The organism is Bacillus sp. GW823-FHT06A10, assembly GCF_058795375.1.
The window spans coordinates 69,064-83,145 of record NZ_JBXAHT010000005.1; the positions used below are offsets into that span (position 1 = coordinate 69,064).

Annotated in this window: 14 protein-coding genes; 6 read left to right on the top strand and 8 right to left on the bottom strand. The window is 34.8% G+C overall.

The genetic code is table 11. From position 1 onward, the window contains the following. The first annotated feature begins 9 nt into the window (after positions 1–9). From opp4B to opp4A, 3 genes are read left to right on the top strand one after another with little or no spacing between them, the layout of a single operon-like run. Positions 10–978, top strand: a complete 969-nt coding sequence (gene opp4B, locus AC1Q8M_RS25295) for an oligopeptide ABC transporter permease (protein ID WP_000265452.1) — start codon at positions 10–12, stop codon at positions 976–978. A gap of 18 nt (positions 979–996) precedes the next feature. Next, positions 997–1,902, top strand: coding sequence for an ABC transporter permease (locus AC1Q8M_RS25300; RefSeq protein ID WP_000880730.1), 906 nt, complete (start codon positions 997–999; stop codon positions 1,900–1,902). A gap of 14 nt (positions 1,903–1,916) precedes the next feature. After that, on the top strand, positions 1,917–3,698 hold the full coding sequence (gene opp4A, locus AC1Q8M_RS25305; RefSeq protein WP_001039730.1) for an oligopeptide ABC transporter substrate-binding protein: 1,782 nt from the start codon (positions 1,917–1,919) through the stop codon (positions 3,696–3,698). Positions 3,699–3,802: 104 nt separating this feature from the next. Here the strand turns inward: opp4A and AC1Q8M_RS25310 are convergent, their stop codons facing one another. The 4 genes from AC1Q8M_RS25310 to AC1Q8M_RS25325 form a co-directional block, all read right to left on the bottom strand. Next, entirely contained in the window at positions 3,803–3,919 is a 117-nt protein-coding gene (locus AC1Q8M_RS25310) for a DUF4027 family protein (protein WP_002094283.1), read from the bottom strand. A gap of 198 nt (positions 3,920–4,117) precedes the next feature. Continuing rightward, positions 4,118–4,540 (bottom strand): universal stress protein, encoded by a 423-nt coding sequence (locus AC1Q8M_RS25315; protein ID WP_000277991.1) that lies wholly within the window; start codon positions 4,538–4,540, stop codon positions 4,118–4,120. A gap of 65 nt (positions 4,541–4,605) precedes the next feature. Then, positions 4,606–6,057 carry a SulP family inorganic anion transporter gene (locus AC1Q8M_RS25320; protein WP_064532039.1) on the bottom strand — a complete coding sequence of 484 codons (1,452 nt, stop codon included), beginning with the start codon at positions 6,055–6,057 and terminating at the stop codon, positions 4,606–4,608. A gap of 156 nt (positions 6,058–6,213) precedes the next feature. Beyond that, the gene (locus AC1Q8M_RS25325; protein WP_072940974.1) at positions 6,214–7,461 is read right to left on the bottom strand and encodes an ArsR family transcriptional regulator; all 1,248 of its coding nucleotides are present in this window, start codon (positions 7,459–7,461) and stop codon (positions 6,214–6,216) included. Between the two features lie 175 nt (positions 7,462–7,636). Here AC1Q8M_RS25325 and AC1Q8M_RS25330 point away from each other — a divergent pair, with 175 nt between their 5' ends. Beyond that, the gene (locus tag AC1Q8M_RS25330) at positions 7,637–8,314 is read left to right on the top strand and encodes a response regulator transcription factor (RefSeq protein WP_071714259.1); all 678 of its coding nucleotides are present in this window, start codon (positions 7,637–7,639) and stop codon (positions 8,312–8,314) included. An 11-nt stretch (positions 8,315–8,325) separates the two neighbouring features. Beyond that, positions 8,326–9,717: a sensor histidine kinase gene (locus tag AC1Q8M_RS25335; RefSeq protein ID WP_065229751.1), complete on the top strand. Its 1,392-nt coding sequence runs from the start codon at positions 8,326–8,328 to the stop codon at positions 9,715–9,717. A gap of 165 nt (positions 9,718–9,882) precedes the next feature. Here AC1Q8M_RS25335 and AC1Q8M_RS25340 read toward each other — a convergent pair whose 3' ends face one another. Then, entirely contained in the window at positions 9,883–10,404 is a 522-nt protein-coding gene (locus AC1Q8M_RS25340; protein ID WP_061661019.1) for a dihydrofolate reductase family protein, read from the bottom strand. Between the two features lie 64 nt (positions 10,405–10,468). On the opposite strand from AC1Q8M_RS25340, the gene AC1Q8M_RS25345 reads away from it, so the two are divergent. Continuing rightward, a complete protein-coding gene (locus AC1Q8M_RS25345) occupies positions 10,469–11,464 on the top strand; it encodes a helix-turn-helix transcriptional regulator (protein ID WP_171004495.1) in 996 nt (331 codons plus the stop codon). Positions 11,465–11,492: 28 nt separating this feature from the next. Here AC1Q8M_RS25345 and AC1Q8M_RS25350 read toward each other — a convergent pair whose 3' ends face one another. The 3 genes from AC1Q8M_RS25350 to AC1Q8M_RS25360 all read right to left on the bottom strand — a co-directional run bounded on the left by AC1Q8M_RS25350 (position 11,493) and on the right by AC1Q8M_RS25360 (position 14,067). After that, positions 11,493–12,929, bottom strand: coding sequence for a DUF4367 domain-containing protein (locus AC1Q8M_RS25350; RefSeq protein ID WP_098365808.1), 1,437 nt, complete (start codon positions 12,927–12,929; stop codon positions 11,493–11,495). Continuing rightward, positions 12,895–13,452 carry an RNA polymerase sigma factor gene (locus tag AC1Q8M_RS25355; protein ID WP_000869255.1) on the bottom strand — a complete coding sequence of 186 codons (558 nt, stop codon included), beginning with the start codon at positions 13,450–13,452 and terminating at the stop codon, positions 12,895–12,897. Before AC1Q8M_RS25355 ends, AC1Q8M_RS25350 begins: the two co-directional genes overlap by 35 nt. Before the next feature lie 180 nt (positions 13,453–13,632). Beyond that, positions 13,633–14,067 carry an HIT family protein gene (locus AC1Q8M_RS25360; protein ID WP_098855747.1) on the bottom strand — a complete coding sequence of 145 codons (435 nt, stop codon included), beginning with the start codon at positions 14,065–14,067 and terminating at the stop codon, positions 13,633–13,635. Positions 14,068–14,082 lie beyond the last annotated feature (15 nt).

Sequence of the window (14,082 nt, forward strand, 5' to 3'; positions counted from 1 at the left end):
TGATAAAATATGTGGAAATTTATATTACGCCGGGTTTTAGTTATGATACCGCAATTATTCATATTAAGCGTACTCGTCTTTACACTGGCTAAGGCAATGCCAGGTGATGCATTAAGTGGCGCTGAACTAGCAAACCCAAAAGCCGATCCAAAAGTGCTCGAAGAACAACGTGAAAAACTAGGTTTAAACGATCCTATTCCCACTCAATATGTAAGGTGGATTTCAAATGCTGTACAAGGGGATTTCGGTATTTCTTATGCACATAAAATAAAAGTAACAGATATTATCGGGGAACGTCTTGGCAATACCATACTGTTAGCTCTTCTTATTCTTATTCTTACTTACTTAATTGCTATTCCACTTGGAGTTATAAGTGGACGTTGGAATGATACGTGGGCTGATCGACTCATTACGCTCTATAACTTTTTAGGATTCGGTACACCACTATTTATTTTCGGGTTAGTAATGTTATTCTTATTCGGCTTTTTATATCCAATTTTCCCTACGAGTGGTAGCGTTGATCCACAAGTTGCAACAGGATCATTTGATTACTATTTAAGTAAATTCAATCATATGATTTTACCAGCTTTATCTGGGGCATTAATTGGGACTGTAGGAACTGTACAATATTTACGAAGTGAAATTATCGATACGAAACATAAAGATTTTGTACGCACAGTAAAAGCAAAAGGTGTACCAGAATCTAAAGTATATTCTAGACATATTTTAAGAAATTCATTTTTACCAATTGCAGCATTTTTAGGATATGAAATTACAGGTTTAGTTGGAGGCTCTATTATTCTAGAAAATATTTTCGGCTATCCAGGAATTGGACAACTATTTTTCCAATCTATCACTCAACGTGATTTCAGTGTCGTAACTGCTCTTGTATTATTTACTGGATTCGCAACGCTACTCGGGACTCTTCTTTCCGATATTATTCTAAGCATCGTTGATCCACGTATTCGTATTGATTAATGGAGGTGAAGAAACGTTATGTTAGCAAATCCTGAAAAACAAACTGAAGTCATTCATTACGAAAAGAGCCCCTCTGGTTTCTCCATTATGTGGCGAGAATTTCGTAAAGATAAACTAGCAATGTTTTCTCTATTCTTTTTAGCTTTAATATTAATAGCCGTTTACGCAACTTCATTTATTATGAAGCAAGAAGATATCGTCCGAGTCGATTTGTTCGCTATTTATGACCCTCCTTCTGCTGAACATTGGTTAGGAACTGATTATGGAGGCCGTGATATTTTCGGACAATTAATTATTGGTACACGTAACTCCTTTACAGTTGGTTTAGCCATCACTCTTTTAGCAACCCTTATCGGTCTTACGACGGGACTAATTGCTGGCTATTTTGGAGGAGTTGTCGATAACATCATTATGCGTTTTATCGACTTTATGATGATTTTACCATTCTTAATGATTGTTATCGTGTTTATCTCACTCGTTCCAACTTTCAATATTACGACATTTATTCTCATAATGACCGCTTTCTTATGGGTCGGAAAAGCAAGGCTTATACGCTCTAAAGTATTGACTGAGAAAGAACTTGATTACGTATCTGCATCAAAAACATTAGGAACACCAAATTGGAAAATAATCTTCCAGCAAATATTACCTAATTTAAGTTCTATTATTATCGTAAATATCACATTAAATCTTGCTGGTAACATCGGAATTGAATCTAGTTTAACTTACTTAGGCTTCGGTCTACCAGAGAGCACACCAAGTCTTGGTACACTTGTAAGTTACGCAACTAACCCAGATGTATTACAAGAAAAGTGGTGGATTTGGTTACCCGCATCAATCATGATTTTAGTGTTGATGCTGTGTATAAATTTTATTGGTCAAGCGTTAAAGCGTGCGGCTGATGCGAGACAAAGAAAAGGATAAGGGGTGGAGAAGTTATGAACAAACCAAAACTGTACAAAGTATTAAGTACACTTGCTGCTTCAACATTATTACTATCTGCATGTGGGGGTGCTGATAGCGGTAGTAAAAAGGCAAACACAAAAAAAGTAGAAACAAATAAATTTAGTGCTGCTGTAAAAAATGACGGTAAAGAAATTAAAGACGGATCATTAACTTATGGACTCGTTTCAAATTCACCTTTCGCTGGTGTTTTAAGTAGGGTATTGTATGAAGTTGCTCCAGATTCAGAGATTATGGATTTCTTTGATGAACAATTATTAGCTACAGATAAAAACTGGGAAATTACAAATGACGGTGCTGCAACTTATACAATTTCTGAAGATAAAAAAACAATTACAATTAAAATTAAAGATAATGTAAAATGGCACGATGGTAATCCTGTAACAGCTGAGGATTTAGAATATTCTTACTTAATAATCGGTAATAGCAAATATACAGGTATCCGTTACGATACACAAATGCAAATGATTGAAGGTATGGAAGAATATCACACTGGAAAAGCTGACAAAATTTCTGGTATTAAAGTAGTCGATCCAAAAACAATTTCCATTACTTATAAAGAAGTAAACCCTTCACTAAAAACTGGTATTTGGACATATCCTACACCTAAAAAATATTTAGGTGATGTACCAATTGAAAAACTAGCTGAATCAGATAAAATCCGTCAAAATCCAATTGGATTCGGTCCATTTAAAGTGAAGAAAATCGTTCCTGGTGAATCAGTTGAGTATGAGCGTTTTGATGATTACTGGGGCGGCAAACCTAAGCTAAAAAATGTAACATTAAAAGTTGTAAATCCATCTATTGTTAGTGCATCTCTGAAAAAAGGTGATATTGATATTGCAGCAATTACTGCTGATCAATATCCGAACGTAAGTAAATTAAAAAACACACAACTAATTGGTAAAACTGACCTTGCTTACACTTATATCGGATTTAAGTTCGGACATATGGACAAAGCAAAGAATGAAGCTGTAATGGATAACGATAAGTTCAAAGACGTTCGTTTACGTCAAGCGATGGCACATGCAATTGATAGAGAAAAATTAGGAGAGAAAGTATATCACGGACTTCGCGTTCCAGCTAACTCTCCAATTCCACCATCTATGCCAAAGTACCATAATAATGATGTTGGTGCGTATAATTTCGATGTAAATAAAGCGAAAAAACTATTAGATGAAGCTGGGTATAAAGATAAAAATGGTGATGGATTCCGTGAAGATCCAAAAGGTAATGAATTGAAGATTAACTTCTTAACTAGTAGTGGTAGTGAAACAAGTGAACCGCTGGCTAAATTCTACATTCAATCTTGGAAAGATATCGGCTTAAAAGTAGAACTTGTTGATGGACGCTTACACGAATTTAATGCTATGCGTGACATGATTAAAAAAGATGATCCGAAGGTTGATATTTTTGCCGGTGCTTGGAACACTGGCTCTGACCCTGACCTTTCTGGCCTATGGGGCAAAAATGCCGGATTCAACTATCAACGCTGGGTAAATGATGAAAATACGAAGTTATTAGAAGCAGGATTATCAGAAAAAGCTACTGATGAAAAATATCGTAAAGAAGTATACGATAAATGGCAAAAATTAATTCATGACGAAGCACCGATGATTCCAATTCATTACACATTTGATTTAACAGGTGTTAATAAGCGCGTAAAAAATTATGATGTCAACACTGAAGTGAATCAAATAACTTCACATTGGAAAGACGTTACTGTAACAAGTGAGAAGCCAGAAGTAGAAAAATAAACATAAAAATAGCTCTTAGCATTTACATACATGCTAAGAGCTATTTTTTATTTTCATTGCTTTTCCTACTAATGATAACAACCAATTCCTTCCCTACTCTAATATTAAAAGATTTGATGAAATACCTTTATTAAAACAGCTAACGTAACAGATCCAGCAAATCCCCCTAAACAAATTAAGCTTACCCCTTGACTATATGACAAATTTTGAAATGATTTCATTGCTTCCATCCTCCCTATCTCCCCTTTGATACTTTTATTTTACCAATGGGAAAAATTTCATAACATCGATTTCTCTAACAACTAACTTACAAATTTGTAAGTTAACATCTTTTCAACTTATATATCTAGTATTTCCACAAATGAGAGTTCTTTATACATAAAAAAGACCTCAGCTATACTAAGGTCTTTAGTTACATTTTATTTTATAATCATCACCGGACATTTCACTCGTTTTGCTATTTTATGACTTACACTACCAAGTACCATTTCTTGCAGTGTATTTAGCCCTCTGCTTCCGGCGATAACAAGATCTATATCTCCTGTATTTACATATTGAACAATTGTATCTCCAGGATCACCATGTAATATCGTAATTGTATAAGATATGTTCTCTTTCTTTAATAAAACTTCAATCTCTTTTAATTTATCTTTTCGACTAGCCGATATTGTTTCTAAATCTGTTTGACCTTGTATAATATCTGATTTTGCCGTTCTATTATCTACTACGTACACAACTTCAACATTTGTTTCTGCGCTACATTTCGCAATATATGTTGCATGTTCCGCTGCTCGAAGTGCATGTTCAGAACCGTCACATGCTAATATAATTTGTTTGTACATATGCTGAATCCCCTTTTCGTTATCCTACTCGTATTATATAATAAAGCCTCCTAAAAAGGAGGCTTTTAACTAGCAATTCTTTTATTATAAGTAGCTAAATTTGCAACAAGTTTTGAGCTACGTTCATTTAATCCTGTTATACTTACTTTCACACCACTTTGCTCATACTTTATGATAACTTTATCAATTGATGCCACCGCTGAATCATCCCATACGTGCGCATGAGTAAAATTCATTTCAATTTCTTTTACATCTTCATTAAATGAAAAATTATTTATGAAATCGGCTGTGGATGCAAAGAAAAGTTGACCGTGAATTTCGTATATTTTCTTATTTTCAATATATAAATGTTTCACGTGAATCTTTGCCATATTGAATGCAAATAACACCGCACTAATTACTGTTCCGATAATTACACCTAATGCTAAGTTATGTGTAATTAGGACAATCACAACTGTTACGATCATAACAAATGCGTTTCCTTTTGGTACTTTATGAATCGTTGTTACAGAGTTCCAATCAAACGTTCCGATTGAAACCATAATCATAACCGCAACTAAAGCTGCCATCGGAATATGAACGACATAATCTCCTAAAACGAATAATAATACGATTAAAAATCCGCCCGCTACAAATGTTGATAGGCGACCTCGTCCACCTGATTTAATATTAATAACAGATTGGCCGATCATTGCACATCCTGCCATTCCTCCGAAAAATCCAGCAACGATGTTTGCGATCCCTTGTCCGCGTGCCTCTTTATGCTTATTACTTTCTGTATGCGTCATATCATCTAAAACTGAAGCTGTTAATAAAGACTCTAGTAAACCAATGATTGCAAGCATAACTGCATAAGGTAAAATAATCCCTAATGTTTCTAATGTAAATGGCACATCAGGAATACTAAAGAACGGTAATTCTTTCGGCAGGCTTCCCATATCCCCTACTGTTTTCAACTGTAATCCGCTCATAAGTGCAATACTCGTCACAATAATAATTGAAATAAGCGTAGAAGGTACAACCGTTGTAATACGTGGAAATAAATATATAATTGCAAGTCCTAATACAACGAGTGCATACATTTGCCAAGTTGCATTTTTAAAATGCGGTAATTGCGCTGTAAAAACTAAAATTCCAAGTGAATTTAAAAAACCACTCATAACAGATTTCGGAACAAACTTCATAAATGAGCTCAGTTTGAACACGCCAAAAATAATTTGGACGATACCTGTTAATATTGTTGTAGCAAATAAATATTGCAAACCATGATCTTTAACGAGCGTTACCATTAATAATGCCATTGCACCTGTTGCAGCTGAAATCATTCCAGTTCTTCCGCCAACAAATGAAATGGTAACTGCAATACAAAAGGCTGCGTATAGTCCAACTGTTGGATCCACGCCTGCAATAACAGAGAAGGCTATCGCTTCAGGGATTAATGCTAAAGCAACGACAATTCCTGATAACACGTCCCCTCTCACATTAGAAAACCAGTCATTTTTTATCATTTGAAACAAAATACCACTCCTCTACTCCTTTATAATTTGATTTTCTCCATAAGAAAATCTAGCCGACTGCACGAAAGCTATTATATAACGAGTAGAAGATTTTTTGCTATGTAAAAGTTTCCTAAAGAAAAAGACGCTACCTTAGTAGCATCTTTTCTCATTTCATTAATGTCCACCGTGTCCTTGACCACTTTCCTGAACAATTTCTAACCTCTCATCTAGTATTCCTTGTGTTTCAAATGAAATATCACTCGTACTTCCTAATAAGAAACCGTGATTATATGGTCCAAGTGTTGGATCATCTTTAAACTTCGGCTGAATGCTTGCAAGGAAGTCATACACTGGTTGTGAAACTTTACCTTCTTCTAATAATACAACAGGTGCGTGTTTACCCATATGTGAAAAAGGTGCCCCAGCAACTGCTAAATCTGGTGTTTTGCTTGAAACAAATGATAAACCGTGACCAGGTTTTGTGAATCCCCAGCCAAATTTTGTTTTTTCATCTTTAAATTTAGCGAACGCAATCGAGTTTTCTGTAGGGGTCTCTCCACTAATACGCGTTACTTTCCCGTATTTGCTTAACTCCTTTTCTACTTCTTTTGAAACAATTTTTTCTGGCCCTAATATATATATATTTGCTTTATCTTTTCTCATCTTTAATGCCTCTATTGTCGCTTCTGGCACTTTATTCTTTTCTGTATAGAGTAGTGGTTCCGGCATATGAGAAATCCAATTTACAGCGGGTGTTGTATATAAACGTCCTTCTTCTGCAGATGAACCGATAATAACACTATTTGGGTAGCTTCCTGTTATATCGGCATACTCCTTATCAACATCTTTCGCAAATATAGCTGGGTCCGTTTCTTTTATTTGTTTTACTTTATAACCTTTTAATTGTTCAAGCGCGCTAGTACCTACATCCCCCATCACCATAATTTGTGTTCCATCTTTCGTTCCGATTGGATTTAATCGTTTTATTTCTTTTAACGTCATTTCCGGTATCTTTTCTTTTTCTATAAATAAAATCGGCCCGTTATTCGGATGATGAATAAGGTCTGCACTCGCAATACCTAATTGCCACTCGCTTGCTGGTACTAAAATAACAGCACCCGGCTGGTTCTCTTTATGGGTTGCTGGCCATATCGTTTGCGAAGTTAACACTGCCATTTGCAGGGGATCATTTGTATTTAACCTCGTCACATTTTTTAAACTTGTCGTTAATAAATCATACGATGCCCCTTCGTTCATTTCTTTTGGCGCCGTTACCTCCTGATTCATTTTCATTTCCTTTTGCTCTGTTTTTTTCTCTTTTGTAGATTCATGGTTTTTATGGTCTGTATTCGTTTGTCCGCATGCAGCAAGACCAACTGCTGTAATTATTGTTATCCCAAAAATTCGGGTCATTTTTTTCATTATACCGCCTCCGTATTAATCATTTTTGAGCCAATATGATTACCTAAAATGTAATTTCAACTCCACAATAACAAGCAATTCTGAAGAAATTATGCAGACACATCATAATCTGCACCATTTCTTCATGATTTTGCATTACACTTTAAGTAACGATTATAAATATGGAGGGCTCTCTATGATTGATATACTGCTCGTAGACGATGAACCGAGAATGCTTGAATTATTAACGCTTTATCTTACCCCAATTGGATATAACTGCGTATGTGCGACTTCAGGAGAAGAAGCTATTTTACATATAGAAAATCGAAACTTTAAATTTGTTTTACTCGATATTATGATGCCAAAGATGGACGGATGGGAAACGTGCAAAAAAATCCGATTTTTTAGTAACATTCCTATTATTATGGTTACAGCTCGTGATCAAACAGTAGATGTCGTTCAAGGATTAAAACTTGGAGCCGATGATTACGTAACGAAACCTTTCCATGAAGAAGAACTTTTCGCAAGAATTGAAGCCGTTTTAAGACGTACAAATGAACATAAACAAATCCAATATCACGGTATTGTATGGGATGAAACAAAACACTTCGTTTCTGTCCATAATGAAGAACTCCTTCTCACACCAATTGAATTTTCTTTACTCGGATTATTTTTACGCCATGTGAACTACGTATTAAGCCGTGATCAGCTCATCGAACGAATTTGGGGGTTAAACACAAATACAGAAGATCGCACAGTCGATTCACATATTCGTAATTTACGTGATAAATTGCGAAAAGCAAATTTCCCTATTGATTACCATTTAAAAACTGTTTACGGAGTCGGATATCGATGGGTTGATACTCTAGATTAAGGAGCAAAGCAATGAAGCGAATTTCTATTCAGCTCGGATTTTATTTTTTGATTGTTACACTTTTAATCGAAAGTGTTCTATTTGTCTCGCTTTATTATAGCCTTGTCAACAATAGAGTAAATGAAGAAATGACAGCTTTATTAAAGCGCGGAAATAGTCACAGAGATGTCCTTGAAAAGTATTTTGATAAGCAAACAATCTCCCATGTTGCACTAATGGAATCCGAAGCCGAAACTACTGTTGTTATTACAAATGCAAATAAGGAGGTACTAGCTAAATCCAATGAAATAAATACTACTATAAAAAAGCATATTGAAAAGATGCAAACACGGACAGATCATGACGGAGCAATTATAGAGAATCATTGGAAAACATCTAATTATATATGTACAGTTAGCCCCATTGTAGTGGCTGGAAAAACGGAAGGATACGTATATATGTTTCTCGGGACGGAATCAATCGAGGAAATGGTTAACGGGCTAACAAGACAATTCATTATTGCCGGAGTCATTACGTTTCTACTAACAGCCATCACCATCTTTCTATTATCACGTTTATTAACAAAACCATTGTTACACATGAAACATGCCACTGAAAAAATGAGTAAAGGCGATTTGTCCGTTTCGTTAACGACTACTCGAAATGATGAAATTGGTGAACTAGCATCATCTATTCAAACGCTCGCAAATGATTTACATTATATGAAAACAGAGCGAAGTGAATTTCTAGCAAGTGTTGCTCATGAATTACGAACACCGTTAACATACGTAAGAGGTTATGCTGACATTGCTTTAAAAGAAAGCACCCCTCCTGAGCAACGTTTGCGATATTTATCGATTATAAAAGATGAATCTGATTACATTACAAACTTAGTTCAAGATTTATTTTCACTTGCACAAATGGAACAACATAACTTTTCTATTCAAGTAAAGGAAGTGCATTTACACACCTTCCTTACTCGTATAGCTGAAAAAGTAAACGCCATGTATAAAGAAAGATACATTAAAGTTTCTTTCTCTTGTCCTCCTACACTGCTAGTAAACTTAGATGAACAGCGATTTGAACAAGTTATAGTAAACATTTTAAATAACGCTTATAGACATTCAAAAGAACATTCTCATATAAACATTTCTATTACAGAAGAACATAAACGTATCTCCATTACAATTGAAGATGAAGGCGAAGGTATCCCGCCTGAAGACCTCCCTCACATTTTCGACCGCTTTTATCGTGTTGATAAAGCTAGATCACGAGCTACAGGTGGAACTGGTTTAGGACTATCTATCGTGAAGGAAATTGTAGAGCTACACGGCGGGAATATTACAGTAACGAGTGAAGTCAATCACGGGTCTTGCTTTATAATTTCATTACCATCTATAAAGAAACACGACTATCATCAGTAGTCGTGTTTCTTTATCCCGCATTAACGGGCAGTAAGACCCCTACATCAAAATTCAGCGGAAGCAAAGAAGTTAGGTGGGGGATCAACTGCCCGTAAAAGCCCGATTGGTTCAACTAATAATCAGTGGGAGATGAACAAAACCCCCACTGATTAAAGTTTCACTTTATCATTTTACTTTATAATATAAATTTACAAATTGCCCAAAACGTTTCGTATCCGTTAAAGTTAAATTAATTTCTGGATTCTTTTCTTTAAATAATGGAACACCCGAGCCTAATATATGCGGTGTAATCGTAACAATATATTCATCAATTAGATTATTTTTAAAGAATTCTCTCAGTAGCTCTCCTCCACCAACCATCCATATTTTAGATCCTTCTTGTACTTTTAACCTTTTTGTAAACTCCACTACATCTTCATTTACAAACTCTACATGTCCGTTCGTGCCTTTTTCTGAATTAGAAAACACATAACATTTTTTATCTAAATACGGGAATGTCTCTGTATGCTCTACTACATAATCGTACGTTCTCTTTCCCATTATTATTGTATCAATTGTTTCATACATTTCTGTATAACCGTTATCTCCCTCTCCTTCCGTTTCCATTAACCACTCTAAATCATCATTTTCTTTCGCAATATACCCATCTAAGCTCGCCGCTATAAATAAAACTATTTCACGTGACATATCTTTTCCTCCTTGCATCTCATCTTGATAACATATGATGTAAACAATATACTAACAATAAAACATGACAATTTATGTCATGTTAAAAAGAAAAAAGGTGATACATTTGTCAAAAGCTAAACGCTTATTAGATATTCTTATATTTGCTTCTGCAAAAAAAGCATTTACAGCTCAAGAAATAGCCGATGAATTTAATATTTCCGTTCGTACTGTCCATAGATATATTTTAGATTTAAGTGATATGGGATTACCCATTTACGCTGAACAAGGTCGCAACGGAGGATATAAAGTATTAACAACTAGGGTCATTCCACCTATCTTATTTACCGAAGAAGAAGCAGTCTCCATCTTTTTTGCCTTTCAATCTTTAAGCTACTACAGAGACTTACCTTTTAATACAGAAATCAATTCTGTCACTCATAAACTATATAGCTCTCTACAACATGAGGCGAAAGTGAAAGTTGATAAAATACGTTCTTATATCGCCTTTTGGAATCCGAAGAGAACAATTGAGACCCCACTTTTAAACGAAGTGTTAACAGCGGCTATTGAAAATAAAAATTTACACTTTCAATACGAATCTAAATCAGGGATAAAAACAAAACATGTTCATCCGATTGGTGTATATGCTCACGACGGGTTATGGTACTTACCGTCCTATGACTTCGGTAGAAAAAAAGTATTACTGTATCGCGTTGATCGTATTCTCTCAATATTATCGATGGAAGAAAATACAGATACATTCATGAATTTAGAAGAGTGGTTTGCCTCTAACTCTAACGTAGTACACAATCCTACTCAGTTACATGTTTTACTGACAACAGAAGGCGTACGCCAATGTAAAAGCGTTCCTTATCTTGAGGAATTCGTTATAGTAAACGAGGATGGGACAGGATATATAAATTCAACAATTGATAAAGGTGAGATTAACTTTATTACTCCTTTATTTTATAGACTTGGAAAAGATGCAAAAGTTTTAGAACCGAAAGAATTGATAGATGGTTTACGTATACGTGCGAAAGAAGTTTTACATATGTATGAAGACGAAAAAAGCTGCTAAATATAAGCAGCTTTTTGTGTATTTGTTCCTATTGTTTTGACTGTTGACGAATATCAATCCACCAACGATATGACGCATTCATATTTTCAGTACTTCCATTCCCTCTGTAATGGAAAGCATCCAAAAAGATTGAATCTAGTTTATCTTCATCTACAAAGTAACCTAAGTTAACTTTTACCGTTTCTCCTGGTCGGATACTGCCAATATTGTAGAAGCTTTTCCCATCTCCGTGAGGCTCTAAATAATCAACTTCTCCCGTCATAATACGCGTTGCATCCATTCCCTCTTCTTTAGCGTATTTCCATGCATTCCCTTCAAATTTAAGCTGCTTTATGGATGGATGCATATAGATTTCTTCTGTTGCCTGTTTACCAATATTTCTCACTGTTGTTGTCAAGTAGACAAATTTAACATTAACTAATTGCGAATCTACTAATGTATCAATTGAATCTTTACCATTCCCTAATTTATATACATCCCGTCTGTACGATAGCAGTTTTCCCGTCTGATCTAAAGCCTTCTTCTTGCTTAATATCCCTAGGCCAAGTTCATTAAAGTTCTCTTGTTTAAAATCTTTAATCGAATCAAAAACTTCAACTTTTTCTATCACATATTCAATTTGGCTGTTATCCATAGATATCGTTACTGGAACCTTTTGCCCTATATGAAATAGTCGTTTGCTATCTTTTTTCAAAGGAATCACTTTAGATTTTTTAGGTTCATCTGCTTGGCTAAAATACTTTTTATCATAATTTGATATATGTGATGCCTTTTCTTTTGACGTGGGCTCAAGTGAAATATTCCCTAAGACATCTATCATTTGTTCTTCATTTATATCTGATCCAATAAAACTTTCTAACATAATCCCTTCTTTCTCAAAAAAGAGAAAGACCTTCCTATCAAACATTACATTGTTGTTTCCAGTTTCTTTATGAACAATTACTGCTTTCTTGCCACCTATCTCTTTTTCTTCGTAGCTTTTTGAATATAAAGTTTGAAAGTCCGCATTTTCCCCTACTCTCCAAAGACTAAATGAAAAGCCTCCATTTGCGTCGTTATCTTTAAATGAATATTTCATAGCAGTGTCATCAATTGCTTCCATATTTTCTGGCAATTTACCAACCTTCAACTTATACCACTGATCACTCTTTTTCGAATCCTTATTTGTTAAGGAAACATTTACTTCATAATTTTGTTTTTGAACAATCATATTATAGACTTTTACTGCACCAAAAACGGTTGTCGGCATACCAATCAATAAGCAGGCAGCAGCGATTAACATACGATTTCTTTTACTCTTTTTCTGTTGTTGCTCGCCCTTCAGCTTCATTTCCTCCATAAACAGTTTCTTTTTGCGCGTATATGTATGTGAAAATTCATGTTGTTCTTCGGATTTATCAAAATCATCTAAAGCAATTTTTTCAGCAAGTTCATATATTTCTTTGGAGTTCTTTGAATTCGTCATGTTGTATACCTCCTATCATATTTTGGACTCGTTTTCGAGCGCGTTCAAACTGCTTGCGGACATTAGCCTCCGTAATCCCCATTACACTTGAAATTTCTTGATACGTTAAGTTATAGAAGACTTTGTACTTAAACACCTGTCTGTTAGATTCATTTAACTCTTTTAGCAATGTATCAATTTGAACCTCAGACATTTTACGTTTTTCCCACTCTTCAATATTTTCATCTACTGCTTCTATTGATTCTCTTTCATATTCTTCTAAAAATGTTTCATGTCGTTTATTTTTCCGGTAACTATCAATCGCCTTGTTTTTCGCGATCCTCAAAATATAGCGTTTAAGCTCTTCAGTGCTCAAGCTATGGAGCTTTTCCAAGTTCTTATAAAGAGTAATAAACGTCTCTTGAACCGCATCTTCAGCCTGTTGAATATTATTTAAAATAGAATAAGCTACAGAATAAATTTTTTGTTCATACAACTCATATAGCTCTTCCATCTTTTCATAATCTTTGTTTGTAACTTTCATATAATTCCTCCTCTCACTCTATATAACGAATGAGCACTGTAACTTTGTGACACTGCAAAATCTTTTTATAGATAAAATTTAATAATAGAATAAACAAAAGCCCAATTTCTCTATTGTAACTGAGAAATTGGGCTTTTTAATATTAGAATTTTCCTGACTGTATCTCTAAGAAAAATTCTTTTACACCTTTTCAATATACAGTATTTGCTCTATCGCTTCTTTTACCAAATTCTTTGTCTCTTCAAAGTTATGATTCTTCTTTTCCTCCGGTTGCACCGTATAAAACTCAGCAAACGAACGCTCTTTATATCTTGGTACGACATGCATATGGTAATGTGTTAACTCGTTAAATACTCCACCATTTTGACAAACTGTAATTCCATCTGGTTTATATAATGCCTTAATCGCTTTTGCAATCAGCTTAGAAGCATCCATAATTGATCTTGCTACAACGTCATCTAATTCGTCTACTTCTACAACATGCTGCTTTGGCACAATTAAAGTATGTCCTGGGTAGAAAGGCGCATAATCTAAAAAGCAAGTTACATAATCATCTTCATATACTTTATATATTTTTTTCTCTTCGTTTGCTAATTTACAACCTAAACAGTCCACTACACTTTCCCCTCT

Bases quoted from the DNA above. Each gene is read 5' to 3' on its own strand.
- AC1Q8M_RS25310 (WP_002094283.1), bottom strand. From the start codon at position 3,919: ATGAAATCATTTCAAAATTTGTCATATAGTCAAGGGGTAAGCTTAATT.
- AC1Q8M_RS25350 (WP_098365808.1), bottom strand. From the start codon at position 12,929: ATGACGAATTCAAAGAACTCCAAAGAAATATATGAACTTGCTGAAAAA.
- AC1Q8M_RS25345 (WP_171004495.1), top strand. From the start codon at position 10,469: ATGACAATTTATGTCATGTTAAAAAGAAAAAAGGTGATACATTTGTCA.
- opp4A (WP_001039730.1), top strand. From the start codon at position 1,917: ATGAACAAACCAAAACTGTACAAAGTATTAAGTACACTTGCTGCTTCA.
- AC1Q8M_RS25355 (WP_000869255.1), bottom strand. From the start codon at position 13,452: ATGAAAGTTACAAACAAAGATTATGAAAAGATGGAAGAGCTATATGAG.
- AC1Q8M_RS25335 (WP_065229751.1), top strand. From the start codon at position 8,326: ATGAAGCGAATTTCTATTCAGCTCGGATTTTATTTTTTGATTGTTACA.
- AC1Q8M_RS25315 (WP_000277991.1), bottom strand. From the start codon at position 4,540: ATGTACAAACAAATTATATTAGCATGTGACGGTTCTGAACATGCACTT.
- AC1Q8M_RS25340 (WP_061661019.1), bottom strand. From the start codon at position 10,404: ATGTCACGTGAAATAGTTTTATTTATAGCGGCGAGCTTAGATGGGTAT.
- AC1Q8M_RS25330 (WP_071714259.1), top strand. From the start codon at position 7,637: ATGATTGATATACTGCTCGTAGACGATGAACCGAGAATGCTTGAATTA.
- AC1Q8M_RS25325 (WP_072940974.1), bottom strand. From the start codon at position 7,461: ATGAAAAAAATGACCCGAATTTTTGGGATAACAATAATTACAGCAGTT.
- opp4B (WP_000265452.1), top strand. From the start codon at position 10: ATGTGGAAATTTATATTACGCCGGGTTTTAGTTATGATACCGCAATTA.
- AC1Q8M_RS25300 (WP_000880730.1), top strand. From the start codon at position 997: ATGTTAGCAAATCCTGAAAAACAAACTGAAGTCATTCATTACGAAAAG.